A 25,534-nucleotide genomic window follows, 5' to 3' on the forward strand; every position below is an offset into this window, starting at 1 on the left:
GCGCTGCCGCAATATGCTGGCCATTCGGCTGAATCGGTCGAAGCGCCGGCTTGAGAGATAATACGGGTTTCGCCCTTTTCGACGTGGCCGCGCCACACCGCGGCTCAATGCGCCCCGTGTTCGCGCCGCCGGCCCGCCGTCGGCCACCTCTGGCCGTCTTTTATCGCTGGACAAACATGAGCATCGTCAATCTCGCCGCGTATCATTTCGCGACTATCGAAAACACAGCCGAATGGCGCCCGTTCGTCACCGAACGCTGCGACGCGCTCGGCTTGCGCGGCACCATTCTGCTGGCGCCTGAAGGCATCAATCTGTTCGTCGCCGGCACGCGCGACGCCGCGGATGCGTTTATCGACTACATCCGCCACGACCCGCTGTTCGAAGGCAAGTTCGCGAATCTGCACTTCAAGGAAAGCCTCTCGGAAAAGCAGCCGTTTCGCCGCATGCTGGTGAAGCTCAAGCGCGAGATCATCACAATGAAGAAGCCGGCGATCCGGCCGGAACTCGGCCGCGCACCGTTCGTCGACGCGCCCACGCTGAGAACCTGGCTCGACCGCGGCCACGACGACGCAGGCCGGCCGGTCGTGATGCTCGACACCCGCAACGCGTTCGAAGTGGACGTCGGCACGTTCGACGACGCGCTCGACTACCGCATTACGAAGTTCAGCGAGTTTCCTGACGTGATCGAGCAAAACCGTGCCGATCTCGAAGGCAAGACGGTGGTGTCGTTCTGCACCGGCGGGATTCGCTGCGAAAAGGCCGCGATCCATATGAAGGAAGTCGGCATCGAGAACGTCTATCAGCTCGAAGGCGGCATCCTGAAGTATTTTGAGGAAGTGGGCGGCGCGCATTACCACGGCGACTGCTTCGTGTTCGACTATCGCACCGCGCTCAATCCGCAACTGGAACCGACCGCGACCGCGCAATGCTTCGGCTGCCGCGCGGTGGTGACAGTGGAAGCGCAGCAATCGCCGCTGTATGTGGCGGGCAAGACGTGTCCGGCATGCCATCCGGACGGCGAGGCAGCGCGCGCGGCGTGATGAGAACAATCGCTTTCGCGCAAGCGCGGCGAAACCCATGAACTATCGCGGACGCTTCGCGCCATCGCCCACGGGGCCGCTGCATTTCGGTTCGCTGGCGAGCGCGTTGGCAAGCTGGCTGGACGCGCGTGCGCACGACGGCGCATGGCTCGTGCGCATCGAAGACATCGACGGCCCGCGCACGGTCCCGGGTGCCGCTGAGGGTATTCTCGCGACGCTTGAGCGCTTCGGCATGTACGCCGACGAGCCGCCGGTCTGGCAAAGCCAGCGCATCGCGCGCTATCAGCAAGCACTGGAGCAATTGAAGGCTATCGGCTTGATCTATCCGTGCGGCTGCACGCGCAAGGAGATTGTCGATTCGTTGTTGCATGCGCACGCGCGCAACACCACGCTCGCCTACCCTGGCACATGCCGTGATGGCCTGCACGGCAAACCGGCGCGCGCATGGCGTTTGCGCGTGCCGGACGGCGACGCTGCGGTGATCACATTCGAAGACCGTTGGCAGGGCGCGCAGACACAGAACCTGGCCACCGAGGTCGGTGATTTTGTATTAAAGCGAGCGGACGACCAGTGGGCCTATCAACTGGCGGTGGTAGTCGACGACGCGGACGCGGGCATCACGCACATTGTGCGAGGCGCGGATCTGATGGATTCGACGGCGCGGCAGATTTACTTGCAACGCTGCCTCGGCGTATCGACACCGAAGTATTTGCACGTACCGGTGGTCACGAACGACCAGGGTGAAAAGCTCAGCAAGCAAAACGGCGCAACCGCGCTGGACGTGGACAAACCACTCGAATCGTTAAGCGCAGCCGCGCGACATCTGGGACTTGAGTTGGGAAGCGCCGAGCACGCGACACTAGAAGGCTTTTATTCTGCCGCGACGTCGGCATGGGCGCAGCGAATGGGCGAGCACTGAGTCGGCGAGCGAAGCGTACGCAGAAACAGGTGGATCGAAACGACCAGCGGCATTAGAAGTACCGCTACGGCGCGCGTAGCGCCGACGGAAGTATGACTGCCTTGTCACCAGCGCGGAGTGTGCGAGAACACCGACTCCAGATGCTCCACTATCCCCTCAAAGCCAGGGGACCCGCTTAGGAGCTAGCGGTTTGAGCCGCTTTCTTTTGCCTACTTTTCTTTGCGGCCGGCAAAGAAAAGTAGGTGCCGCCCCGCACAGGGGCAACGCTAATAAACCACAAAGAAAACAAGGAAAGGCCAAAAACCAAAGAGCAAAAAACAGGATCAGGAAGAAGACTTCCTAGGCATCCCAAACCCACCCAACAGTGCAGCCAACGGCTGCTTGGAAGAAGACTTCTGCGGTGCCGCAGCCGAACCGGCATCCTCTACTTTCCGAATGGAAGAAGGCGACGGCTCATACGGCTTGAGGAAAAAATCATCCACAGGCTGAGCGCGATGATGATGCGGCCGATCGAACGAACCCGAAGAGCCGGACCCGGAACGCCGACGCCCCGGCCGTTCATCCCGCCCTTCGCGAGCTTCCCGCCGTGGCGCGCGCTCTTCGTGGTGATGCCGCACCGGCGCATCGACGGTCAACCGTTGCACATCCAAAGGCCGCTTGATCAGCTTCTCGATATCAGCAAGCTGCTTGCGCTCATTCGGGCTGCACAGCGACAAAGCATCGCCGGAAGCCCCAGCACGCCCAGTGCGCCCAATCCGATGCACATAGTCTTCCGCATTGAACGGCAGATCGAAATTGATAACAGCAGGCAGCTCGACAATATCCAGCCCACGCGCCGCCACATCGGTAGCAACCAAAGCCTCGATCTCACCACGCTTGAACGCATCCAGAGCCTGCATCCGCTCATTCTGCGTCCGGTCACCGTGAATTGCAGTCGCGATAACCCCATCGCGTTCCAGACTGCGCGCCAGACGGCTCGCGCCAATCTTGCTGTTACAGAACACGATCACCTGCTTGAGGCCGCGCTCACGAATCAACTGAACGACCGCGCCGGTCTTGTCGCCCTCGGCGACTTCAAAAACGATCTGCGTTACGTTAGTCGCAGTCGAATTGCTGCGCGCGACTTCGATCGTCTGCGGGTCGCGCAGATACGTGGCCGCCAGCTTCTTGATTTCGCCCGAGAACGTGGCCGAAAACAGCAGCGTCTGACGCTCTTTCGGCAGCAGGTTCAGGATGCGCTGCAAGTCGGGCAAAAAGCCCATGTCGAGCATCCGGTCGGCTTCGTCGAGCACGAGGATCTGCACCTGGCCGAGGTTGGCGGTTTTCTGTTGCACGTGATCGAGCAGACGGCCCGGCGTGGCAATCAGAATTTCGACGCCGCGGCGCAGTTGCTCGGATTGCGGATTCATATCGACGCCGCCGAACACCACGGCACTGCGCAGCGCCGTATGCCTGGCATACGCCTGCACATTCGCGGCGACCTGGTCGGCCAGTTCGCGGGTCGGCGTGAGGATCAACGCGCGCACCGGATGGCGCGCGGGCGACGCACTCGTGCTGGCCTGCGGCAGCAAGCGCTGGATGATCGGCAGCGAGAAGCTCGCGGTCTTGCCGGTGCCGGTTTGCGCGGCGCCCATCACGTCACGTCCGGCCAGCACGACGGGAATCGCCTGCGCCTGAATCGGCGTTGGCGTGGTGTAGCCCGATTCTTTGACGGCTTTCAGGATGTCGGGCGCGAGGCCGAATTGATCAAAAGTCGCAGTACTGGGCGTGACGGCTGTGTCGGACATGGTGGCTTTCGCTAAAAATGCGCTTGGCGCGTGCGCGCGGCAGCGGTCGGAACCGCAGAGGGCATCAGGATGAAGGCGGAGCCACGGCGTTCCGCACGGGACCCGTCAGTATTGCGGGAAACAAATGCGGCCGGCTCCGGCCGGCGGAAACACCCGCCGGAAAGGCCGGTATTGTAGCACTTCAGCAAAAACACTCATGGCGCGTCTGCCGGCTTTCTGCTTGCGCTTGCGAAAGCCAGCCGAGCGCCCTGGTCAACGGGCCGCCCGTGCAGGCTTTGGCAGATCCGCCACCGGGCACGGCGGCGCCTCGCTGGCAGCGTAGTTGGCGCGCGCGACAGTTGCATGACAGCGGGTTCTTCCCGGCCCTACCGCCAGACGTCGGGAACTGGCTCGGACCCGGACGCCGGCGCGCGGATAAGACGCACCGCGCCGAAAGTCCGAACGGCGGCAAAGACAACCTCACCGCCGCGCCGCCGAACCATCCGTCACCACGTCTCGCGCATCACCATCAAACGCATCTCGGTCATATCCTCGATCGCGTAGCGCACGCCCTCGCGCCCCAGCCCGGAGTCCTTCACGCCGCCGTACGGCATATTGTCGACCCGGAACGACGGCACGTCATTGATCACCACGCCGCCCACTTCGAGCACGTCCCAGGCGCGATGCGCATGGGCGAGCGAATCGGTGAATACGCCGGCTTGCAGGCCGAAGTCGCTGTCGTTGACGGTGGCCAGCGCCGCGTCGAAATCGTCGAAACGCTCCAGTATCGCCACCGGCCCGAAGGCTTCCTTGCGATACAGATCGGTACCGCGCTCCACGTCTTCGAGCAGCGTCGCCTCGAACATCGCGCCCTCGACCTTGCCGCCCGCGACGATTTTCGCGCCCGCCGCGACCGCGCTCTCCATCCAGCCGGCGAGGCGCCTCGACTCCGACTCCGAGATCATCGGCCCGACGAAGGTCTTCTCGTCCCTGGGATCGCCCATCACCAGCGATTTCGTCTTCGCGATCAGCTTGTCGCGCAGCGCATCGTAGACCTTTGCATGCACCAGAATCCGCTGCACGCCGATGCAACTCTGCCCCGACTGATAGAACGCGCCGAACGCGAGCCGGTCGACCACGTAATCGAGCTTGCCGCCCTGATCGCCGTCGACGATCGCCGCCGCGTTACCGCCCAGCTCCAGAATCACCTTCTTCTTGCCGGCCTTCTTCTTCAGCTCCCAGCCGACCGCCGGCGAACCGGTGAACGACAGCAGCTTGAAACGCTCGTCGGTGGTGAATAGATCGGCACCGTCCCGATGCGCGGGCAGGATCGAGAACGCGCCCTTCGGCAAGTCGGTTTCCGCCAGAATCTCGCCCATGATCAGCGCGCCGACCGGCGTGCGGCTCGCGGGTTTCAGCACGAACGGCACGCCCGCCGCGATCGCCGGCGCGACCTTATGCGCGGTCAGATTCAACGGAAAATTGAACGGCGAGATGAACGAGCACGGGCCGATCGGCACGCGCTTCACATAGCCGTGATAGCCTTTCGCGCGCGGCGAAATCTCCAGATTGACGATCTCGCCGTCGATGCGCACCGACTCTTCCGCCGCCACCTTGAACGTGTCGATCAGCCGCGTGACTTCACCCTTCGAGTCGTTAATCGGCTTGCCGGCTTCGATACAGAGCGCGAGCGCCAGTTCGTCGTAACGCTCGCGAAAGCGCTTCACGCAGTGCTCCAGCACGGCCTGGCGCTTGAACGGCGCAAACACGCGCAACGCGGGCATCGCGTCGACGGCGTAGCCGATCGCTTTGTCGATGGCGGCCGCGTCCGCCATCGCGACGCGGGTCGCCACTTCGCCGCTGAATTTGTCGGTGACTTCGAGATCGGTGTTGGCGGCCACCGCTTGGTTCGCGAGGTAATACGGGTAAGTCTTTTGCAACATGACGGGTTCTCCTTGATCCGATGCCTGACAACGGCAACGCAGCCCAATGCCTATGCCGCGCTGCCGCTCATAGTTGCGCGCTCAGCCGCTTGATCTCGCGATTGAGCACGCGCTCGTTGTCCGAATAGTCGATCGGCAAGTCGATCACATGCACACCGGGCGTCGCGAAACATTCGCGCAGCAACGGCGCGAACTCGGCGGCCGACTCGATGCGATGCCCCTGCGCGCCATAGCTCTGCGCATACGCGACGAAATCGGGGTTGCGCAGCGTCATGCCGTAGTCGGGGAAATTCATGTTCTCCTGCTTCCAGCGGATCATGCCGAACGCGTCGTCGCGCAGAATCAGGATCACCAGATCGAGCTTGAGACGCACCGCCGTTTCCAGTTCCTGCGAATTCATCATGAAGCCGCCGTCGCCGCACACGGCCATCACCTTGCGGTCCGGATGCACGATCCTGGTGGCGATCGCGGACGGCAAACCGGCACCCATCGAAGCGAGCGCATTGTCGAGCAGCAGCGAATTCGGTTCGTGTGCGCGGTAGTAGCGCGCGAACCAGATCTTGTACATGCCGTTGTCCAGACACACGATGCCGTCCGCCGGCGTGGTTTCGTAGACGTCGTTGACGATCCGCACCGGATACATCGGGAAGCGGTCGTCGTGCTGGCCTTTCACCAGGTGTTCTTCAAAGTGCTGCTTGATCTCCTTGAAGCGCGTGAAATCCCAATGCTCCTGGCGCGCCTTGAGACTTTCCTTTAGCTGCCACACCGCATTGGCGATATCGCCGACCACTTCGATCTGCGGGAAATACACCGTATCGACTTCCGCACCGAGGAAGTTCACGTGAATCACGGTCTTCTCACCCGCCTCGCCGCTGCGCATGAAGAACGGCGGCTTCTCGATCACGTCGTGGCCCACATTGATGATGCAATCCGCGTGTTCGATCGCGCGATGCACGAAGTCGCCATCGGAGAGCGTCGCGTTGCCGAGCCACATCGGATGCGATTCGTCGATCACGCCCTTGCCCATCTGCGTCGTGAAGAACGGAATGCCGATCTGGTCGACGAAATCGCGCAACATCCTGGTCGTGGTCTTGCGGTTGCCTCCCGCACCGATCATCAGCAACGGATGCTTCGCGTTCGTGATCGCCTCGACCGCGCGCGCCACTGCCTTTTCTTCGGCGACCGGACGGCGGCTGTAACTCTTCGGAATCGGCTTGCCGTCGCCCTCTTCATGCGCGACGTCCTCGGGCAATTCCAGATGCGTGGCGCCGGGCCGCTCTTCCTCGGCCTGGCGGACCGCCTCGCGCACGGCCGCCGGAATATTGGCAATCGAGACGATCTGCCGCGTGTATTTGGTGAGCGGCTCCATCATCCGCACCACGTCGACGATCTGGAAGTGTCCCTGCTTGCTCGACTTGATCGGCTTTTGCCCGGTGACCATCAGCATCGGCATGCCGCCCAGCTGTGCGTATGCGGCAGCCGTCACGAAATTGGTCGCGCCCGGCCCGAGGGTGGCAAGACATACACCGGTGCGTCCGGTGAGACGGCCGTAAGTGGCGGCCATGAAACCGGCCGCCTGTTCGTGACGCGTCAGGATCAGGCGGATTTTCGAGCGGCGCAGCGATTCGAGCAGATCGAGATTTTCTTCACCGGGAATACCGAACACGTACTCGACACCTTCGGCTTCCAGCGATTTGACGAACAGGTCCGATGCTTTCATGGAGGGTCTCGCTTGATGAAACGACGCGGGCCATCCGCCCGCGCGTTGTGGTCCGGGGAACGGACGATCGAAGACAGCCACCGCCGCGCCGACAGCGCACGGCGCAACCTGATGGGCACGGCGGGGCACGGCTGAACACGGCGTGACGCGGCGAATGCCATGCCGGACAGCTTACTACTCGAACGGAAAAGATGCGCGCAGGCGGGCAATGCCGCAAGGCAGAGGCCTGACAAGGCGGGGGGCGGCATCATGAAGGAAGCCGCCACGCCGTGCTCAGCGATTGATGGTGACGCAGTCGGACAGCATCGGCGGCGCGTTTGCGCCGGCCGTTTCGTCGTACAGGTCGGCGCGCGGGCCCTTGGTCCACCACGTATAGCGGCCGGCCTGATACTTCGCGCCGGAGGCCGAAACGGTGTTGACGAACAGCAGTTGCTGGCCCTTCACAGGCACGAGCGCGAAGCTCTGGCCATTGGCGGTATTCCAGTACGTCACCTGCAGGATCTTGCCGGTCGCGCAGGTGTATTTTTGCGTTTGCCGGTCTCTGGTCTGCATCTCGGCGAGCCGCAATGGTGCGGCCCATGCGTTGCCATACAGCGTCGCCAGACTCACTACGGCGGTGACCGCAACAAACCATTTCTTCATCGAGTGCCTCGATCGTTGTTACACATCAAGGAACGCGCCCGAACCGCCCGCGGGTCGCGTATATGAGCCGCAGACAGATCGGCTTATGGATCGATCACGTCGGCGCACGCGTCAGTCGGCGCGGCGGCGACGTGACCGACCACCGGCACGATCTTCAAACCCGCAGAAGCGATCCGGCACGGCGCGGCGGCGAGCCCGCACCCTGTCATCCCGGCACACAGCGCGAGCACCACGCCGAGTGCGCCAAGACGGCCAAACGTCACACGCCGCGTATTTTTGCGCGATTCCACGGCCATACCTACCTCTACTTCAATGATTCAGGATTCGCGCGCTGCGAGTTCGCAAGACGCGCGGGTTACTTCATTGCATGCCAATACGTTGCGGCGCGGCTCGGTGCCCTTCAATCTGCTTCGGCGCACTTCACTTCGTGGAGACCGGATGCACCGCCGCCGCGGCCTGCTTCGCCCGCGAGCGTGCTTCGTCGATGTTTTCGCCGGTGGCGAGCGCGACGCCCATGCGGCGCTTGACGAAACTCTCCGGCTTGCCGAAGAGGCGCAGATCCGCATTCGGCACCGCCAATGCCGCCGCGACGCCTTCGAATGCAATGCCCGCTTCTTCCAGACCGCCGTAAATCACCGCCGAAGCCCCCGGCGCGCGCAGCGACGTATTCACCGGCAAACCGAGGATCGCGCGCGCATGTAACTCAAACTCCGAAAAGCGTTGCGAGCACAGCGTAACCAGGCCTGTATCGTGCGGACGCGGACTGACTTCCGAGAACCATACGTCATCGCCGCGCACGAAGAGTTCCACGCCGAACAGGCCCCTGCCGCCAAGTGCCGCCGTCACCTTGTGCGCCACTTCGCGCGAACGTTCGAGCGCAAGCGGGTTCATCGGCTGCGGCTGCCACGACTCGACGTAATCGCCCGCCACCTGCACGTGGCCGATCGGGTCGCAGAAATACGTGCCGACCTCGCCGCTCGCCGGATCGATCGCGCGCACGGTCAGCTGGGTGATTTCATACTCGAAGTCGATAAAGCCTTCGACGATCACGCGGCCGTGATTCACGCGGCCGCCGGCCAGCGCGTATTGCCATGCGGGCTCGACGTCGGCGTCGCTCTTCAACACCGACTGCCCCTTGCCCGACGACGACATCACCGGCTTCACCACGCACGGATAGCCGACCTTGGCGATGCCCGCGCGCAGTTCGTCGAGCGAATCGGCGAACGCGTACGGCGAGGTCGGCAGGCCGAGTTCTTCGGCGGCCAGACGCCGGATGCCTTCGCGGTTCATCGTGAGTTGCGTGGCGCGCGCGGTCGGGATCACTTCGGCGAGGCCGTCGGTTTCGATCGCGGCGAGCGCGTCGGTGGCGATCGCTTCGATTTCGGGGACGATCAGATGCGGGCGCTCCGCTTCGACCAGCGCGCGCAACGCGGCGCGGTCGGTCATGTCGATCACGTGCGAGCGGTGCGCCACCTGGTGGCCCGGCGCGTTCGGATAGCGGTCGACCGCGATCACTTCGACGCCCAGCCGTTGCAGCGCGATGATCACTTCCTTGCCGAGCTCGCCGGCGCCGAGCAGCATGACGCGCGTGGCGGATTCAGAAAGGGGCGTGCCAATCCGTTGGCCGATCTGCATGGGGTCTCCAGATAAAAAAGTCGGATGAGGGTGGGATTGGGTAGAGCACGATGTTAACATGCGCACCCCGATGCACACCCCGATGCGCACCCTCGCCGCGCGTCGCTCGCCGGCCCCGCGCCACGGTCTGCGCGCAGTGCGCGCAGCGGCGCTGCGGCTCGCTGAATCTGCCCTTGGCGCGCCGATGCGCTCGCGTGCGGCGAGCTTAGTGCGTTACCCTTACGCCTTCGCCAGTTTGAAGAGGAACGACGCCATGCTCCAAAGCGCCTCCGCGCGACGTGTTGCGCGCTTCATCGCAACATGTCGTGCGCCGTCGACGGCAGCGTTACCTGCAACGTTGTCTTCGAGGTCCGCCGCCTCGTTGCCCGCAGCGTCGCGGGCCGAGCCGCAAGCCTTGCCGCAGGCAACGCCGCATCAGCCACACATGGCAACCCGCCGCCGCGCCTTCACGTTGGCCGGCTCGCCGCTGCTTGACTACGCGCGCACGGCGATCGCCGCCTTGAGCGTAGCCGCGCTGTGCAGCGCCTGCGCGATCCCGAAACATCCCGACTCGGAGGCCGCGCCACCCGACCCGTTCAACCCGGCCGCGACGCAGCTGCTCGACGACACCAGCTGGGTGCTCTCGGGCTGGAAACAGGCTGACGGCACGGCGCGCGCGATTCCGTCCGCCGATCAGGGCGCGCCGATCACGCTCGTGCTCTCGACCGATAAAGGCCAGCGCCACGCCAGCGGCTTTTCCGGCTGCAACCGCTACATGGGGTCGTATGCGCTGAAAGACGGCAAGCTGAGCTTCGGCACGCTGGGCGGCACGCGCATGGCGTGCATGACGCCGGGCGGACAGATCGAAGGCGCGTATCTCAACGCGCTGACGCACATCGACCGTACCGGCGTGCAAATGCGCGAGCCGCAGCAGATGCAGCTGGTGCTCGATAACGGCGACACGCTGACGTTCGAGCGCAGCGCCAAATGATCGGACAGTGCGGATCAGACAATCCCGTTGCCTTATTGCCGCCGACGCTGTCTGCATGACGCGCACGGGTTGCAGCAGCCGTTGTTTTTCACCGACGGCAGGCCGCGCGCCGGCCTGTTTTTCCACTGGACGCAAGCAAACTTGCGGCTGCCATCGAAGCATCGGGCTTCGCCGGTTTAAACTCGACGGGTTGCGCTTTTGCGCGTCCGTCATTCGTTGATGTCTAGCATGCACACGGTAGTTTTCGGCTGGTTCGGCGGGTCGGCCGTCTGGTTCATTCCTCTTTTGTGGCGTCTCGTGAAGTCGGCGCTGCCGGGCGGCGCAGGTTTGCGCGGCCCCGGCACGATCCGCCTATGGCTCGGCTTCGTCTGCGTGATGGTGGCGAGCTGCACGCTGGAGGCGTCGTTGATCGGCGCGGCCGGCGTCAACGGCTTCGGACATGCGCTGGCGGCGGGCTTCGGTCATCTGCTCGGCCATATCGGCACACCGCTCGCGGCGCTCGCGCTGCTGGCGATCAGCTTGCCCTGGCTGATCGACTTCCGCTGGACCGACGTCGCGGTATGGGCCGACGGCGCGTTCGGTCTCGGCCTGTCGCGCGGACTCGCCAAACGCGACGAGCAAGCGCGCCGCCATCGCAGCGTCGATGACGGTTTGCCGTCGCACGTTTCGTCGTCCACCAATACGATGGCGCCCAAAACCAACGGACGTTATGCCCGCCCGACCGTCTGGCGGCCGCCGGCGCGCGGGCGCGGTGCGGGTGCGGGTGCGGCAGGCGTAGGTGCGGCTTCTCCCGCGGCAGGCAAAGACACGACGGCGCGCAGCGCCGGGTCGGACTGGCGCACCGGCGAGGTGAAGCCGCGCAGCCAGACGCCGCAAACCGAGCCGGTAGCGCGAACGCCGGCCGGAACGCCGCTGCGTCAGACGCCGGCGCCGAGGCAGCCGCTGAACCAGGGCAAGACTGCGGCGTGGATGCCTGCCGACGGCGGCTCGCAGGCGGACCGCCGCGCGGCTGGAGAGCAACGGCCAACAGGGTCTCGGGGTGCCGGCGCTGCCGTAGCGGGCCTGGCCGGCGCAGCAGTCGCGCCTGCTGTTGCGGCGCAAGCTTCGCAAGCGATGAATGCCGCGCGGACGGTATCAGGTGCGGCAACCGGTGCGGCTTCAAGCGCGGCGGCAAGTTCAGCCACCGGCGCGAGCCGTCCGTCCGCCATGCCGGGCTCCGCAGGCGCGGCACCCGCAGTGTCTTCATCTGCAGGCAGCCAGCCCACGTCCGCCGGACAACCGTTCGCGGCCGCCCCGCGCACGAACATCGCGTCAACGCCAATCGCGCATCGTCCCGCTACTCCGCTCAACTCGCCGGCGCCCAGGTACACGCGGCCGATGCCGACGACGCAGCGTGTCACGCCTCCCGCCAGCGTGCAAGAAACGCTTCGCAGCATCGAGGAAAATACCGCGCGCTGGACTGATCTCGCCGGCGTCAGCCTCGCGCGCAGCACCGGGGCAGAAACCGCGAAGGTGGCGACGGTTCCGCCAACCTCCGATGCGCCGTTCGATGCCGGACAAGTGACCGCCAATTCGCCGATCGCGGGCGAGTTCGGACAAGCGCCTGCTGATTCGCCGATGCAAACCGCCGAGGCGCCGGCTGCACAGGTCGCTGCAACGCCCAATCCGGCTGCGCACGTGTTCGAAAACTTAACCGCACACGCGACCGACAACACCGGCGCGATTTCGTCGGCACCTGCGTTTGCTCATGTCGACGCATTCGCCGCCGCGCCGGCGCCGGGCGCCGAAGTCGTCATCGATAAAACGCTGGTGCCTTGGGAAACCCAGATCGATGCCGTAGCGTCGCTGCGCGCGGCGTCGTCGGCGGGCGCGCCGCGCGTGAGCAGCACCACCGCGCCGAGCGACGCCGCGTCCACGCATCACGCCACGCCGTCGCTGCACGTCGTGAGCGCGAGCGAACCGGCTACGCAATTCGAAGCCGACGCCGCGGACTCCCGCGCCCTATCGGACGTGCCGGACGTGTCGGACATGCCGGACATGTCGGAAACGCCGGACATGTCGGACGTTCCGGACGTGCCGGACGTGCCGGAAACATCGGACATCGCGCCCGCCGTCCCGCCGCAAAGCGCATCGCACGCGTCCAACGTGGTTCGCTTCCCCGGCTTCGCGGCGCAAGCCGCACCGGCAGCAACAGACGATTTCGCCGACGAGCTTACCGCCGAACCCACCGCGCCATCGTCCGCGCAATTCACGGCGGAACCATCGGCCGAGCCTGCCGAGCCCGCCGTCGTCCAGCGCCCACCGCTGCGCGGCCACAGCCCCGCCAACGGTTTCGAATTCCGCGCGCCCGCCGCGTCGATGGTCGAATTGCCGACGCTCGATCTGCTCGCGCGCGCCGACACCGACGTCGAACCGGTCTCCGAAGAAAAGCTCGCCGAAACCGGTCAGTTGATCGAACAGCGCCTGCAGGAATTCAAGGTGCCGGTCACCGTGGTCGGCGCATCGGCGGGCCCGGTCATCACGCGCTTCGAAGTCGAGCCGGCACTCGGCGTGCGCGGCAGTCAGATCGTCGGCTTGATGAAGGACTTGTCGCGCGGCCTCGGCCTCACGTCGATCCGTGTGGTCGAGACGATTCCCGGCAAGACCTGCATGGGCCTCGAGTTGCCGAACGCCAGGCGTCAGACGATCCGGCTCTCCGAAATTCTCGAAGCGAACGTCTACCAGCACTCGCATTCTCAGTTGACGCTGGCAATGGGCAAGGACATCACCGGTCATCCAGTGGTCGCCGATCTGGCGAAGGCGCCGCACATGCTGGTCGCGGGCACCACCGGTTCGGGCAAGTCGGTGGCGATCAACGCGATGATCTGCTCGCTGCTCTACAAGGCGACGCCCGAAGAAGTGCGCCTGATCATGATCGACCCGAAGATGCTGGAACTGTCGGTCTACGAAGGCATTCCGCACCTGCTCGCGCCGGTCGTCACCGATATGAAGCTGGCGGCCAACGCGCTGAACTGGTGTGTCGGCGAAATGGAAAAGCGCTATCGCTTGATGTCGGCGGTCGGCGTGCGCAATCTGGCCGGCTTCAACCAGAAAATCCGCGACACCGAAGCCAAGGGCAAGAAGCTCGGCAATCCCTTCTCGCTGACGCCCGAAGCGCCGGAGCCGCTCGCGCCGCTGCCGCTGATCGTCGTGGTGATCGACGAGCTGGCCGACCTGATGATGGTTGCGGGCAAGAAGATCGAAGAACTGATCGCGCGGCTCGCGCAGAAAGCGCGCGCCGCCGGCATCCACCTGATTCTCGCGACACAGCGGCCTTCGGTGGATGTGATCACCGGCCTCATCAAGGCGAACATTCCGACGCGGGTCGCGTTCCAGGTGTCGTCGAAGATCGACTCGCGCACGATTCTCGATCAGATGGGCGCCGAATCGCTGCTCGGCCAGGGCGACATGTTGTTCCTGCCGCCGGGCACGGGCTATCCGCAGCGCGTGCACGGTGCGTTCGTCGCCGACGAGGAGGTGCATCGGATCGTCGAGTATCTGAAGCAGTTCGGCGAGCCGCAATACGAGGAAGGCATTCTCGACGGCCCGGCCACCGAAGGCGCATCGCCGGATCTGTTCGGCGACATGCCGGATGCCGAAGCCGATCCGCTCTACGACGAGGCGGTCGCCTTCGTGGTGCGCACGCGGCGCGCGTCGATCTCGTCGGTGCAGCGGCAATTGCGCATCGGCTATAACCGGGCGGCGCGCCTCGTCGAGCAGATGGAAACGGCGGGCCTGGTGTCGGCGATGGGTATCAACGGCAGCCGCGAAGTGCTCGCGCCTGGGCCGGCTGAATAGGCACGGCGAAGCCAACCACAAAAAACGGGCCGCTCGAAGCGGCCCGTTTTTTATCCGACGCGCATTCACGTCACATCACTCGCGTCACCCATCCTCACGACGGCGAAACCAGCTTGAAATCCACCGGCGAGCCGATGTCGATCCGTTTCGGATTCGCTTCGAGCAAGCCGGTCTGCCGATCGCGCTTGAACACGTACACCGTATCGCTGTTCTGGTTGCCGACGATCAGCCAGTTGCCGGTCGGGTCGATCGCGAATTCACGCGGCGCCTTGCCGAGGCTCGACTGGTGCCCGACTTTCTTCAGGCGGCCGTTGCCCGGGTCGACCGCGAAGATCACGATGTCGTTCGCATCGCCGCGATTGGATGCGTACAAAAAGCGCCCATCCGGCGACAGATGGATCGCCGCGGCGCCCACCGCGCCCTTGAATCCCGGCTCCGTCAGCGACAGCGTCTGCACTTGCGCCAGCTTGCCGTCGTGGTACTCGAAGGTGCTGACCGTGGCGGCCAGTTCGCTCGTCAGATACGCATGCTTGCCGTCGACGCCGAACACCAGGTGGCGCGGGCCGGTGCCTGCCTTCTCCTGCGTGTAGCGCCAGTCGGTCGGGCTGAACAGACCGCGGCTGCCGTCAGACGTGTAGCGGTACGCGTACAGCTTGTCGGCGCCGAGGTCTTGAGCGAACAGGTAGTGGCCGTCCGGCGAGAACACCGTCGAGTGAACGTGCGAGTTGTCCTGGCGGCCCTTCACCGGACCACCGCCTTCGTGATGCACCGTGAGCACCGAGCTGCCGACCTGACCGTCCGCCTGCAACGGGAACACCGCGAAGCTGCCGCCCGGGTCGGCGGCCACGGAGTAGTTCGCGGTGAGCAAATACTTGCCGTCCGGCGACAGGCTCAAATAGCACGGATCGTTGCCGTCCGACGACACCTTGTTGAGGAAGGTCAGCTGACCGCTCGCGGCGTCGAAACGAAATGCGCTGATGCCGCCGCGCTGCGTGGCCGGGCCGTTGTCGCCGGGCATTTCGTTGACCGCGTACACGAAGCGGCGGTCGCGGCTGACCACCAGATACGACGGGTTGACCGTCTGTGCGACCGACACACGCGTCGCCTCGCCGGTCTTCGTGTCGAAGCGATAGACGTAGAGCCCTTCGCTCTTGCCGCCCGTGTAAGTGCCGACCAGCAGGTCGTAGACGCCGTCGGCGGGAGCCGGGCCTGCATCTTGCGCAAACGCATGCGACGCAACAATCGAGATCATGAGCACGAAACCTTTTATTATCGAGCGGGCGGCGCGCAAAGGAACTGGCCGTCCAGCGGACCATGAAGCAGACGGTAAAGCAGAGGTTGATACGGCACGCACTGCGGCCCGGTTACTACGGCGCATAAGACCTCCTGGACATCGGTTATCTGGTTGATTCGGTTATATCGGTGTCTTTGGTCTGCCGCGCCATCGGTCGTGCATTGTCGTTATCGACGCAAGTATAAAAGCGTTGCGTCGGATCATGGAGCCAATCCGGCTACCGGCGTGCATGTGCAGCATGTGTCCCGCCTGTCGGGTCGTTTTTTCTCAATCGAGTCTCACACCACGGAGTCTTCATGAACGTCACACTCAGCCTGGGCCCGCTCGTTTCGTTGATCGCCGGCATCCTGATTCTCGTCATGCCGCGCCTGTTGAACTACATCGTCGCGCTCTATCTGATCATCATCGGCATCATTGGGCTGTTCGGCGTGGGGTCGTCGCACTTCTGAGCGGCAGCGGACAGCAGGATGGGATGGACGGCCGGGAGCGCAGTGCGAGCCCGGCGACCGGTCCGCATGAGCGCGGCCGGCGAAGGAATGGCACGAACGAAAGGAACGACGCGAACGACATGAACGGCACGCGCGGTGGCGGTTGCCGTGATGGCAAACCAGGCTGTCATGCCAAGCGGCAAACTCGCGCGGTAGACACCCGCAGCGGCGCCGGTCAGCCGTTCGACAGTTGATCGAGCCGCAGGCGCCCCTGCAACGACAGCGCGCCGACGGCATAATGGCCGTCACCTTCACGGTGATGCCGGAAGCAGTCCCGTTCGACCAGAAAGGCCGCGGCGGCCAGCATCCCGTTGCGGGACAGACCGAGCCGGCCAGGGTCGAGCGACAGCATCGAATCGTCGGCAAGTTCGCTCGCGGCCGAGAGAATTGTGATGCAATCGGATTTCGACGGGTTCAGCATGGCTTTTGTCCTCCGAGACGGCGTCTGCACGCGCCAGGGGTAAGACCGATGCGCTAACGTGAAAGCTGGGCGCGCCGGGTTGAAATCCGATTGTAGGTAGTGATTTGACAATTTACCAACTCGCGTTTTGCCGCATTGCGTGCTGAACCAAAACGCATCGTACGAGTCCGGTAGTAACAACGACATCAAGCGCGGCGGCCAAGGCCGTGCGCACTAGAGACACGCTCCCTATGCCCGCACTCATCGAAGACTATGCGCTCATCGGCGACGGCCACACGGCCGCGCTGGTCTCCCGCGAAGGTTCCGTCGACTGGCTCTGCTGGCCGCGCTTCGACTCCGGCGCCTGCTTCGCCGCCCTGCTCGGCACGCCCGAAAACGGCCGCTGGCTGATTTCGCCCGTCGCCGACACGCCGCCAACAATCACGCGCCGTTATCGCGGCGAAACACTGATCCTCGAAACGGATTTCGAAACGCCCGAGGGCGCGGTCACGCTGATCGATTTCATGCCGCCGGGCAACGGCTGGTCGGAGATGGTGCGGCTCGTGGTCGGCAAACGCGGCACCGTGCGCATGCGGATGGAACTGGTGCTGCGCTTCGATTACGGCTTCTCGATTCCGTGGGTCGAACGCCTGAAGCACGACAGCGGCATCAAGGCGATCGCCGGTCCGGACACCGCAGTCCTGCGCACGCCGGTCGAATTGCGCGGCGAGAACATGAAGACCGTCGCCGATTTCACCGTGACCGAAGGCGAGCGGGTGCCCTTTTCGCTGGCTTATGCGGCCTCGCATCTGCGCAATCCGCCCGCCCGCGATCCGCACACGGCCCTTGCGCGCACCGAGAATCACTGGCTCGAATGGTCGGCGCGCGGCACGGTCGAAGGCAAATGGGCCGAGCCGATCCGCCGCTCGCTGATTACGCTGAAGGCGCTCGCCTACGAGCCGACCGGCGGCATCGTCGCGGCGCCCACCACCTCGCTGCCGGAGCAGCTCGGCGGCACGCGCAACTGGGACTACCGCTACTGCTGGTTGCGCGACGCCACCATCACGCTGCTGGCGATGATGCGCGGCGGCTACTACGACGAAGCGCGCGCGTGGCGCACCTGGCTGGGCCGCGTGATGGCCGGCGCGCCCGATCAGTTGCAGATCATGTACGGCATCGCCGGCGAACGGCGCCTGCCCGAGTTCGAGATCGACTGGCTGCCGGGCTATCAGGACGCCAGGCCGGTGCGGATCGGCAACAACGCAGTCGGCCAGCAGCAACTGGACGTCTACGGCGAAGTGATGAACGCGCTGCATCTGGCGCGCGTAGGCGGATTGCAGGCGGACGACACCGCGTGGAACGTGCAACGCGCGCTGCTCGGCCACCTCGAGACAATCTGGCAAGAACCGGACGAAGGTATCTGGGAAACGCGCGGCGGACGCCAGCACTTCACCTTTTCGAAGGTGATGGCATGGGTCGCCTTCGACCGCGCCATCCAGTCGGCGGAAAAGTTCAAGCTGGACGGCCCGCTCGACGAATGGCGCGCGACCCGCGCGAAAATCCGCGCGGAAGTCTGCGCGAAGAGCTGGAATCCGACGCTCGACGCGTTCACCCAGTATTACGGCAGCGATCAGCTCGATGCGAGCGTGTTGCTGCTGCCGCTGGTCGGCTTCCTGCCGCCGGACGATCCGCGTGTCAAAGGCACGGTGGCGGCGATCGAAAAAAATCTGATGCGTGACGGCTTCGTGATGCGCTACCGCACTACCGAATATGATGACGGCCTGCCGCCCGGCGAGGGCACCTTCCTCGCGTGCTCGTTCTGGATGGTGGACAACCTCGCGCTGCAAGGCCGCATCGGTGAAGCCCATGCGATGTACGAACGGCTGCTCGCGCTCTGCAACGACGTCGGTCTGCTGTCAGAAGAGTATGATCCAGCGGCGAAGCGCCTGGTCGGCAATTTCCCGCAGGCGTTTTCGCATGTGGCGCTGGTGCACACCGGTTTGAACCTGATGAAGCACGAGCAGAAGATGGCCGAGGCCACCGGCCAGCCGTCCGATATCGGCGTCACGGAGGCTGCGGAATTCAAAGCTGCGGCAACCCCTGATAGCGGCGCAGCAACATCGCCGGTAGCATGATTTAATGACAGTTTACGCGTTGTCCACGCGTAAATTGCTGCATTGCACAAGTACGCTTTGTTCGATATGATCGACAGGAATGTCGGCCGAAAATCAATGTGCCAACAACCAATACGGCCTGCCGCAACGCCATACGCGTGTTTGCGAAGCCCCATGCGAACCGCTTAAGTACGGAGCACCCATGCTCTACCAATTGCACGAATTCCAGCGGGCGATGTTGAGCCCCCTCACCGCCTGGGCTCAGGCCGCGTCGAAATCCTTTGCGAATCCGGCCAGTCCCCTTGCCTATGTGCCCGGCGCGACCCGCCTGTCGGCCGGCTACGAACTGCTGTACCGGCTCGGTAAAGATTACGAAAAACCCGAGTTCAACCTTCATCAAATCGTCAAAGACGGCCATAACATCCCGATCATCGAACAAACGATCATCGAGAAGCCGTTTTGCCGCCTGATGCGCTTCAAGCGTTTCGCGGATGACAGCAGCGCTGTTACCCAATTGAAAGACGAGCCGATCGTGCTGGTGTGCGCACCGTTGTCCGGCCACCACGCCACGCTGCTACGCGATACCGTGCGTACGTTGCTGCAAGACCACAAGGTCTACCTGACCGACTGGATCGACGCGCGCATGGTGCCGCTCGAAGAGGGCGAATTTCACCTCGACGACTACATCGCCTACATCCAGGAATTCATCCGTCACATCGGCGCGAAGAATCTGCATGTGATCTCGGTATGCCAGCCGACCGTGCCGGTGCTCGCCGCCATCTCCTTGATGGCGAGCCGAGGCGAAGACACGCCGCGCACCATGACGATGATGGGCGGCCCGATCGACGCGCGCAAGAGCCCGACTTCGGTCAACTCGCTCGCCACGCAGCACTCGTACGAATGGTTCGAGAACAACGTGATCTTCACGGTGCCGCCGAACTATCCGGGCGTGGGCCGCAAGGTTTATCCGGGCTTCCTGCAACACACCGGTTTTGTCGCGATGAATCCGGAGCGGCACGCGGCGTCGCACTGGGACTTCTACCAAAGCCTGCTGCGCGGCGACGAAGACGACGCCGAAGCGCATCGCCGCTTCTACGACGAGTACAACGCCGTGCTCGACATGGCCGCCGACTATTACCTGGACACGATCCGCGTGGTGTTCCAGGAATTCCGTCTTGCCGAAGGCACGTGGGACGTCGGCGGCGAGCGGGTACGGCCGCAGGACATCAGGAAGACTGCGCTCTTCACGATCGAAGGCGAACTGGACGATATCTCCGGCGACGGTCAGACTTTTGCCGCGCACGAGTTGTGCAGTGGCATTCCGGAGCAGAACAAGCAGCACTTCACCGCCGAGAAATGCGGCCACTACGGCATTTTCTCGGGCCGCCGCTGGCGCACCATCATCTATCCGCAATTGCGCGACTTCATCCTCGAGCACAACAAGGCGCCAAAGGTGACGAAGGAAAAAGTGGAAGCCTGAACACCACGCAGGCAGACAGATAGAACAACGGCCTCTTCGGAGGCCGTTGCCGTTTTTGAAGCTGCCGTGCGTCGCGACGGCGAGGCTTATTTTCGCAACAGATACGCGAGCAGCAATTCCGTGTTCATCTGCACGAGTTCGCTGCGTTCGCCTGCGCTGCTGAAATCGCGGCCGAGCGTCGCTTCGAGTGTGAACCGGTTCGACACGATGTAGTAGCCCATGCCGGACAGCGTCACGTAAAAGCGCAACGGATCGACGTTGGTGCGGAACAGCCCGGCGCGCTGGCCGCGCTCCAGAATGCCGCCGAGCGTGGCGACGATCGGCGAGATCATTTCGCGGATGCGCGTCGACTTCTGCATGTAGCGTGCCTCATGCAGATTCTCGTTATTGACGAGACGTAGCAGCTCAGGATGATCGCGGTAGTAATCCCAAACAAAATGCGCAAGGCGTGTCACGGCCTCGACCGGCGCGACACCGTTCAGTTCGAGCGTACGTTCCGCTTCATTGAGCGCGCTGAATGCGTGCTCGAGTACAGCAGTGAAAAGCTGCTCCTTGCTACCGAAGTAGTAGTAGAGCATGCGTTCATTGGTTTCCGCACGGCGGGCGATCTGATCGACGCGTGCGCCGAACAAGCCCCCATTTGCAAACTCTTCGGCCGCCGCAAGCAGAATGCGGCGCCGCGTGCCTTCAGGATCTCTTTTGATTTTCGGCTGATTCATGGTGGCATCGTCTTCGTGAGCCGCGTTATCCGGATCGCGCCGCCGGCCTCTCCTCGGGCCTTGCACCGACAGCACTGAACGGGCTGGTTGGGGGAACACCCTTCTGCGGTCTTTCGAAAAAGCGCTTCGATTATGGCACATGGATTGCGGATCGCAATTGGGGAAATCGGCGATAATGTGCTATTTAGTTCAAGCCCGGCGCGAGCGAGCGCTTGCGTGGATTAGACTCCACTCGCGCCGCTATTTGCGCCTGTATTTGTCTATATTGGCGTGTGTTAGCACGCTTTCGCCATGCTTTTGTGCTGCCGCAGCCCGCCGCGCGTTTTCCCCAAGTCGCGTTCGGCTGGCTGTGCGGCCGCAAGGCAAGCCTCAACGTCGTAACCGTGACCCATTCCATAACACTCGCAGACCGCATCGAGGATCTGCTGCCCCAAACGCAATGCACGAAGTGCGGCTATCCCGCATGCCGTCCGTACGCCGAGGCAGTCGCCAGCGGCGAAGCCAATTACAATCAGTGCCCGCCAGGTGGCGCCGAAGGCATCGCGCGCCTCGCCGCGTTGCTCGGCAAGCCGGTGATTCCGCTCAATCCCGCCAACGGCGTCGAACGGCCTCGTCCTTTGGCAGTTATCGACGAACAACTTTGCATCGGCTGCACGTTGTGCATGCAGGCCTGTCCGGTCGATGCGATAGTTGGCGCACCGAAACAGATGCACACGGTGATCGCGGAACGCTGCACCGGCTGCGACCTGTGCGTGCCGCCTTGTCCGGTTGATTGCATCGCGATGCCGCCCGTCACTGGCGAAGCGACCGGCTGGGACGCATGGAGCCAGGTCCAGGCCGACGCCGCGCGTGAACGCCACGACCGGCGCGAAGCGCGTCTTGCGCGCGAACGCGAAGCCGCCGAAGCGCGTGCTGCAGCGCGGCGAGCCGCGAGCAGTGCGCCTGCACACGGCGCTGGAACCGGCGCTGCGGCTTCGGCCGATGCATCGCCTGCGGCGCCCGCGGCGTCTGTAACGGACGACGCCGAAGCGAAAAAACGCGCGATCATCCAGGCCGCACTCGATCGTGCGCGCAAGAAGAAAGAAGAACTGGCCGCCAAAGGCCAAGGTCCGCTGAACACCGAGCATGTCAGCGCCGACGTCCAGGCGCAGATCGATGCCGCCGAAGCACGCCGCCGCCGCCTCGGACTCGCATCGGACGACGACACCGACACGCCTTCCACGAAGCGCTAACCGCACCCGCACGCCCCGCATGAACGCGAACAAACGCCGCGCCATCTACGAGACGCTTCAGAGTCTCAATCCGCATCCCACGACCGAACTCGAGTACACCACACCGTTCGAACTGCTGATTGCCGTGCTGCTGTCGGCGCAAGCCACCGACTTGTCGGTCAACAAGGCGATGCGCAAGATGTTCCCGGTCGCGAACACGCCGCAGCAGGTTTTCGATCTCGGCGAAGAAGGAGTTGCCGGTTACATCAAGACCATTGGCCTCTATCGGACCAAGGCGAAGAATGTGATTGCGACGTGCCGCATTCTGCTCGACCAGTACGGCGGCGAAGTACCGGAAGATCGCGAAGCGCTCGAGAGCCTGCCCGGCGTCGGCCGAAAAACGGCGAACGTGATCCTGAACACGGCGTTCGGTCATCCGAGCATCGCCGTCGATACGCACATCTTCCGAGTGGCCAATCGAACTGGTCTCGCGCCGGGAAAAGATGTGCGTGCGGTCGAACAGGCACTGGAGAAATTCACGCCGGCCGAATTCAAGCAGGACGCGCATCACTGGCTGATCCTGCACGGCCGTTATGTATGCAAGGCACGCCGGCCGGAATGTTGGCATTGCGTGATCGAGCCACTGTGCGAGTTCCGCCCGAAGACGCCGCCGCCGGATCTCTGAAGACGGCGCGGTTGGGCCAGCAAGCGGCCTTGCCCCGGCGTAAAATGGCGCCCTGCACGCCCGCCTCACACTCAACGCACCGGTCCCACGATGTTCAATCCCAGCCGCGACGAAGTCCGCCTCTTTTTCACCGACACCTGGCGCAAACAGCGTCAAGGCGAAATCCTGACGCCGCTCGAGGCGATCGCCGCCGACTGGATCGTCGAGCATCCCGAGTACCACGCCGATCTGGCCGATAGCGAAGGCGCGGCAAGCCAGGATTACTCGCCCGAACGCGGGCAGACCAACCCGTTCCTGCATCTGTCGATGCATCTGGCGATCACCGAGCAATTGTCGATCGACCAGCCGCCGGGCATTCGCGCGGCGCACGAGCGGCTCGCCGCCCGCCTCGGCTCGACCCATGAAGCGCAGCACGCGATCATGGATTGCCTCGGCGAAACCATCTGGGAAGCGCAGCGCACCGGCACGCCGCCGGATACGGACGCGTACCTGCAGCGCATCGAGCGGCGCGCCACGCGGGACTAAGCGAGACCAAGCGGCAAGCACGCCCGGCCAAAGCCGTCGCGCAACGAACCGCGTGCGGCTCCAAAAGCACAACACCCCGCCGAAGCAGGGTGTCGTTCAATCAGAAACTGTGCGGAAAAAGCGCCGCGCGCCGCTTACTTCTTCTGCACCAGGTCGCCGTCCAGCGATTCGACGTAGGCCGCGATGTCTTTCATGTCGCCAATCGACAAGCTTTGCACCTGCGCCTGCATGATCGCGTTGTTGCGACCGAGGTGCGGGTTGCCGTTGCCCATCTGATACTGGCGCAGCGCCCAGTAGACGTAGTCGGCGTGCTGACCGGCAAGCTTCGGATATTCCGGGCTCACCGGCTTGTTCAGGTTGACACCGTGGCAAGCCGCGCAGTTGTGGCTGTCGGCCAGCACCTTGCCATTGCCGGCGTCAGCGGCGTGCGCGACGTTCGCTGCAACCAGACCGATCAATGCCGCCGACGCGCATGCAGCCTTGAACACCGTGTGGAGTGCCTGTTGGGGCTTATTCATGAATTCTCCTATCCCGCGAATATAAATAACCGAGTGACCGACGCCGATCACTTGTCGGGATTGTTCTTCGAAGAGGAACTTTGCGCTGCGTAGTAGGCCGAGATATCGGCGATGTCCTGATCCGACAGCGACGCGGTGATCGCGTGCATCGTTTCGAAATGGCGGTCGCCCTTCTTGTAGCCGCGCAGCGCATTCTCGAGATACGCCTGATTCTGGCCGCCGAGCATCGGCACCCGGTAGACCTCAGGGTAAGCGGTGCGGTATTCAGGGATGCCGTGGCAGCCAATACACATCGCGACCTTGCCTTGGCCCGCCTTCGCGTTGCCGACGACATCCGCTGCCCGCGCACTGGCCGCATAGCCCGCGAGCACCGACAGCGCTGCGATCACGACGTGTTTGCCGACGAATTTATTCATAGCATGTAACCTGGCTTGAGGGGAAACGGGCGCCCGAAAAGGCAACGGCCCGCGCCGTTATTCTTATAGGGTAGCCACGCAGGCCAAAAAAATCGGGCTAATTGTACCGCGACGCCGCGCCGAACGTCCACCGCGCGGGGCAGCGGTGCATTTTCCCGCCGCCAGGCCGCGGCTAGCGCCGCCTTGCGGCGCCCGCGGTCGCCGCGCGAACGCCCGCATAGGCGCCAAGATCGCGGGTGAAACCATACGCGAGCCCGTTTCAGCCCAACAGGCCTTCTGACTTATACTGGAATTTTTCCCGAAAAGAGCATCTCGCCATGCGTTTCGAAGGCTCATCGCAATACGTCGCCACCGACGACCTCAAGCTCGCGGTCAACGCCGCGATGACGCTAAAACGCCCGTTGCTGATCAAGGGCGAACCCGGCACTGGCAAAACCATGCTGGCCGAAGAGGTCGCCGCCGCCCTCGGCATGCCGCTCCTGCAGTGGCATATCAAGTCCACCACCAAGGCGCAGCAGGGTCTGTACGAGTACGACGCGGTGTCGCGCCTGCGCGATTCGCAGCTCGGCGACGAACGCGTCAAGGACATCGGCAACTATATCGTCAAGGGCGTGCTGTGGCAGGCGTTCGAGTCGGAACAGCGAACGGTGCTGCTGATCGACGAGATCGACAAGGCCGACATCGAATTCCCGAACGACCTGCTGCGCGAACTCGACCGCATGGAGTTCTACGTGTACGAAACGCACGAGCTGATTCGCGCCAAACAGCGCCCGCTCGTGATCATCACGTCGAACAACGAGAAGGAACTGCCCGACGCGTTCCTGCGCCGTTGCTTCTTCCACTACATCAAGTTCCCCGATCCGGTGACGATGCAGCAGATCGTCGAGGTGCATTACCCCGGCATCAAAAAGGAGTTGCTCGCCGCAGCCATGCAAAGCTTCTTCGAATTGCGCAATGTGTCGGGGCTGAAGAAGAAGCCGTCCACGTCGGAACTGCTCGACTGGCTGAAGCTGCTGCTCGCCGAAGACATTCCGCCCGAGGCGCTGCGCTCTTCCGACCAGAAGCAGATCATCCCGCCGCTGCACGGCGCGCTGCTGAAGAACGAACAGGACGTGAGCCTGTTCGAGCGGCTGATCTTCATGAACCGCAATAATCGCTGAAACGGCTGGAACCGCTGGAACCCGGGTCTTGACCCGGGTCGATATCCGGTCG

The 25,534-nt window shown here is 63.7% G+C and carries 21 protein-coding genes and 1 pseudogene; 11 read left to right on the forward strand and 11 right to left on the reverse strand.

All coding sequences use genetic code 11. The features are described 5' to 3' along the window. The first annotated feature begins 176 nt into the window (after positions 1 to 176). Complete coding sequence (locus SB772_RS17225) at positions 177 to 1,040, forward strand: sulfurtransferase (RefSeq protein WP_410834435.1); 864 nt, start codon at positions 177 to 179, stop codon at positions 1,038 to 1,040. A 37-nt stretch (positions 1,041 to 1,077) separates the two neighbouring features. Continuing rightward, positions 1,078 to 1,959: a tRNA glutamyl-Q(34) synthetase GluQRS gene (gluQRS, locus tag SB772_RS17230; protein ID WP_410834436.1), complete on the forward strand. Its 882-nt coding sequence runs from the start codon at positions 1,078 to 1,080 to the stop codon at positions 1,957 to 1,959. A gap of 323 nt (positions 1,960 to 2,282) precedes the next feature. On the opposite strand, the gene SB772_RS17235 is transcribed toward gluQRS, so the two are convergent. The 6 genes from SB772_RS17235 to purT form a co-directional block, all read right to left on the reverse strand. Next, on the reverse strand, positions 2,283 to 3,746 hold the full coding sequence (locus SB772_RS17235; protein WP_410834437.1) for a DEAD/DEAH box helicase: 1,464 nt from the start codon (positions 3,744 to 3,746) through the stop codon (positions 2,283 to 2,285). A gap of 485 nt (positions 3,747 to 4,231) precedes the next feature. Further along, positions 4,232 to 5,668, reverse strand: coding sequence for an aldehyde dehydrogenase family protein (locus SB772_RS17240; RefSeq protein WP_410834438.1), 1,437 nt, complete (start codon positions 5,666 to 5,668; stop codon positions 4,232 to 4,234). A gap of 67 nt (positions 5,669 to 5,735) precedes the next feature. Next, the gene (locus tag SB772_RS17245) at positions 5,736 to 7,388 is read right to left on the reverse strand and encodes an acetolactate synthase large subunit (RefSeq protein WP_410834439.1); all 1,653 of its coding nucleotides are present in this window, start codon (positions 7,386 to 7,388) and stop codon (positions 5,736 to 5,738) included. A gap of 273 nt (positions 7,389 to 7,661) precedes the next feature. Next, complete coding sequence (locus SB772_RS17250; protein ID WP_410834440.1) at positions 7,662 to 8,030, reverse strand: MliC family protein; 369 nt, start codon at positions 8,028 to 8,030, stop codon at positions 7,662 to 7,664. Between the two features lie 83 nt (positions 8,031 to 8,113). Further along, positions 8,114 to 8,326, reverse strand: a complete 213-nt coding sequence (locus SB772_RS17255) for a DUF6726 family protein (RefSeq protein WP_410834441.1) — start codon at positions 8,324 to 8,326, stop codon at positions 8,114 to 8,116. Positions 8,327 to 8,450: 124 nt separating this feature from the next. Next, positions 8,451 to 9,665 carry a formate-dependent phosphoribosylglycinamide formyltransferase gene (gene purT / locus SB772_RS17260; RefSeq protein ID WP_410834442.1) on the reverse strand — a complete coding sequence of 405 codons (1,215 nt, stop codon included), beginning with the start codon at positions 9,663 to 9,665 and terminating at the stop codon, positions 8,451 to 8,453. Between the two features lie 424 nt (positions 9,666 to 10,089). Here purT and SB772_RS17265 point away from each other — a divergent pair, with 424 nt between their 5' ends. Both SB772_RS17265 and SB772_RS17270 read left to right on the forward strand, forming a co-directional pair. Continuing rightward, positions 10,090 to 10,635 (forward strand): META domain-containing protein, encoded by a 546-nt coding sequence (locus SB772_RS17265; RefSeq protein WP_410834443.1) that lies wholly within the window; start codon positions 10,090 to 10,092, stop codon positions 10,633 to 10,635. A 2,280-nt stretch (positions 10,636 to 12,915) separates the two neighbouring features. Then, positions 12,916 to 14,472, forward strand: a pseudogene (locus SB772_RS17270) (DNA translocase FtsK); the annotation flags it as partial. A 94-nt stretch (positions 14,473 to 14,566) separates the two neighbouring features. Here SB772_RS17270 and SB772_RS17275 read toward each other — a convergent pair. Beyond that, entirely contained in the window at positions 14,567 to 15,850 is a 1,284-nt protein-coding gene (locus tag SB772_RS17275) for a lactonase family protein (RefSeq protein WP_410834444.1), read from the reverse strand. A 212-nt stretch (positions 15,851 to 16,062) separates the two neighbouring features. On the opposite strand from SB772_RS17275, the gene SB772_RS17280 reads away from it, so the two are divergent. After that, on the forward strand, positions 16,063 to 16,215 hold the full coding sequence (locus SB772_RS17280) for a DUF3096 domain-containing protein (RefSeq protein ID WP_115104110.1): 153 nt from the start codon (positions 16,063 to 16,065) through the stop codon (positions 16,213 to 16,215). 214 nt (positions 16,216 to 16,429) lie between these two features. Here the strand turns inward: SB772_RS17280 and SB772_RS17285 are convergent, their stop codons facing one another. Then, positions 16,430 to 16,675, reverse strand: a complete 246-nt coding sequence (locus SB772_RS17285; RefSeq protein WP_410834445.1) for a hypothetical protein — start codon at positions 16,673 to 16,675, stop codon at positions 16,430 to 16,432. 230 nt (positions 16,676 to 16,905) lie between these two features. Between SB772_RS17285 and SB772_RS17290 the strand changes: the two genes are divergently transcribed. After that, a complete protein-coding gene (locus SB772_RS17290) occupies positions 16,906 to 18,789 on the forward strand; it encodes a glycoside hydrolase family 15 protein (RefSeq protein WP_410834446.1) in 1,884 nt (627 codons plus the stop codon). Positions 18,790 to 18,970: 181 nt separating this feature from the next. Next, entirely contained in the window at positions 18,971 to 20,248 is a 1,278-nt protein-coding gene (locus SB772_RS17295; RefSeq protein WP_410834447.1) for a polyhydroxyalkanoate depolymerase, read from the forward strand. An 86-nt stretch (positions 20,249 to 20,334) separates the two neighbouring features. Here the strand turns inward: SB772_RS17295 and SB772_RS17300 are convergent, their stop codons facing one another. Further along, on the reverse strand, positions 20,335 to 20,967 hold the full coding sequence (locus tag SB772_RS17300; RefSeq protein ID WP_410834448.1) for a TetR family transcriptional regulator: 633 nt from the start codon (positions 20,965 to 20,967) through the stop codon (positions 20,335 to 20,337). 383 nt (positions 20,968 to 21,350) lie between these two features. Between SB772_RS17300 and rsxB the strand changes: the two genes are divergently transcribed. The 3 genes from rsxB (at position 21,351) to SB772_RS17315 (ending at position 23,388) form a co-directional block, all read left to right on the forward strand. Beyond that, positions 21,351 to 22,199 (forward strand): electron transport complex subunit RsxB, encoded by an 849-nt coding sequence (rsxB, locus tag SB772_RS17305; protein WP_410834449.1) that lies wholly within the window; start codon positions 21,351 to 21,353, stop codon positions 22,197 to 22,199. Positions 22,200 to 22,218: 19 nt separating this feature from the next. Then, the gene (gene nth / locus SB772_RS17310; RefSeq protein WP_410834450.1) at positions 22,219 to 22,863 is read left to right on the forward strand and encodes an endonuclease III; all 645 of its coding nucleotides are present in this window, start codon (positions 22,219 to 22,221) and stop codon (positions 22,861 to 22,863) included. Between the two features lie 90 nt (positions 22,864 to 22,953). Beyond that, positions 22,954 to 23,388 (forward strand): DUF1841 family protein, encoded by a 435-nt coding sequence (locus tag SB772_RS17315; RefSeq protein ID WP_410834451.1) that lies wholly within the window; start codon positions 22,954 to 22,956, stop codon positions 23,386 to 23,388. Between the two features lie 134 nt (positions 23,389 to 23,522). Here the strand turns inward: SB772_RS17315 and SB772_RS17320 are convergent, their stop codons facing one another. After that, positions 23,523 to 23,906 (reverse strand): c-type cytochrome, encoded by a 384-nt coding sequence (locus tag SB772_RS17320; RefSeq protein ID WP_410834452.1) that lies wholly within the window; start codon positions 23,904 to 23,906, stop codon positions 23,523 to 23,525. A 47-nt stretch (positions 23,907 to 23,953) separates the two neighbouring features. After that, positions 23,954 to 24,322 carry a c-type cytochrome gene (locus SB772_RS17325; RefSeq protein ID WP_410834453.1) on the reverse strand — a complete coding sequence of 123 codons (369 nt, stop codon included), beginning with the start codon at positions 24,320 to 24,322 and terminating at the stop codon, positions 23,954 to 23,956. Positions 24,323 to 24,639: 317 nt separating this feature from the next. On the opposite strand from SB772_RS17325, the gene SB772_RS17330 reads away from it, so the two are divergent. Beyond that, positions 24,640 to 25,482: an AAA family ATPase gene (locus SB772_RS17330; RefSeq protein ID WP_410834454.1), complete on the forward strand. Its 843-nt coding sequence runs from the start codon at positions 24,640 to 24,642 to the stop codon at positions 25,480 to 25,482. Positions 25,483 to 25,534: the final 52 nt, after the last annotated feature.

This window comes from Paraburkholderia sp. SIMBA_030, assembly GCF_046535245.1.
Classification (GTDB): domain Bacteria; phylum Pseudomonadota; class Gammaproteobacteria; order Burkholderiales; family Burkholderiaceae; genus Paraburkholderia.

Bases quoted from the DNA above. Each gene is read 5' to 3' on its own strand.
- SB772_RS17225 (WP_410834435.1), top strand. From the start codon at position 177: ATGAGCATCGTCAATCTCGCCGCGTATCATTTCGCGACTATCGAAAAC.
- gluQRS (WP_410834436.1), top strand. From the start codon at position 1,078: ATGAACTATCGCGGACGCTTCGCGCCATCGCCCACGGGGCCGCTGCAT.
- SB772_RS17235 (WP_410834437.1), bottom strand. From the start codon at position 3,746: ATGTCCGACACAGCCGTCACGCCCAGTACTGCGACTTTTGATCAATTC.
- SB772_RS17240 (WP_410834438.1), bottom strand. From the start codon at position 5,668: ATGTTGCAAAAGACTTACCCGTATTACCTCGCGAACCAAGCGGTGGCC.
- SB772_RS17245 (WP_410834439.1), bottom strand. From the start codon at position 7,388: ATGAAAGCATCGGACCTGTTCGTCAAATCGCTGGAAGCCGAAGGTGTC.
- SB772_RS17250 (WP_410834440.1), bottom strand. From the start codon at position 8,030: ATGAAGAAATGGTTTGTTGCGGTCACCGCCGTAGTGAGTCTGGCGACG.
- SB772_RS17255 (WP_410834441.1), bottom strand. From the start codon at position 8,326: ATGGCCGTGGAATCGCGCAAAAATACGCGGCGTGTGACGTTTGGCCGT.
- purT (WP_410834442.1), bottom strand. From the start codon at position 9,665: ATGCAGATCGGCCAACGGATTGGCACGCCCCTTTCTGAATCCGCCACG.
- SB772_RS17265 (WP_410834443.1), top strand. From the start codon at position 10,090: ATGGCAACCCGCCGCCGCGCCTTCACGTTGGCCGGCTCGCCGCTGCTT.
- SB772_RS17275 (WP_410834444.1), bottom strand. From the start codon at position 15,850: ATGCGCCGTAGTAACCGGGCCGCAGTGCGTGCCGTATCAACCTCTGCT.
- SB772_RS17280 (WP_115104110.1), top strand. From the start codon at position 16,063: ATGAACGTCACACTCAGCCTGGGCCCGCTCGTTTCGTTGATCGCCGGC.
- SB772_RS17285 (WP_410834445.1), bottom strand. From the start codon at position 16,675: ATGCTGAACCCGTCGAAATCCGATTGCATCACAATTCTCTCGGCCGCG.
- SB772_RS17290 (WP_410834446.1), top strand. From the start codon at position 16,906: ATGCCCGCACTCATCGAAGACTATGCGCTCATCGGCGACGGCCACACG.
- SB772_RS17295 (WP_410834447.1), top strand. From the start codon at position 18,971: ATGCTCTACCAATTGCACGAATTCCAGCGGGCGATGTTGAGCCCCCTC.
- SB772_RS17300 (WP_410834448.1), bottom strand. From the start codon at position 20,967: ATGAATCAGCCGAAAATCAAAAGAGATCCTGAAGGCACGCGGCGCCGC.
- nth (WP_410834450.1), top strand. From the start codon at position 22,219: ATGAACGCGAACAAACGCCGCGCCATCTACGAGACGCTTCAGAGTCTC.
- SB772_RS17315 (WP_410834451.1), top strand. From the start codon at position 22,954: ATGTTCAATCCCAGCCGCGACGAAGTCCGCCTCTTTTTCACCGACACC.
- SB772_RS17320 (WP_410834452.1), bottom strand. From the start codon at position 23,906: ATGAATAAGCCCCAACAGGCACTCCACACGGTGTTCAAGGCTGCATGC.
- SB772_RS17325 (WP_410834453.1), bottom strand. From the start codon at position 24,322: ATGAATAAATTCGTCGGCAAACACGTCGTGATCGCAGCGCTGTCGGTG.
- SB772_RS17330 (WP_410834454.1), top strand. From the start codon at position 24,640: ATGCGTTTCGAAGGCTCATCGCAATACGTCGCCACCGACGACCTCAAG.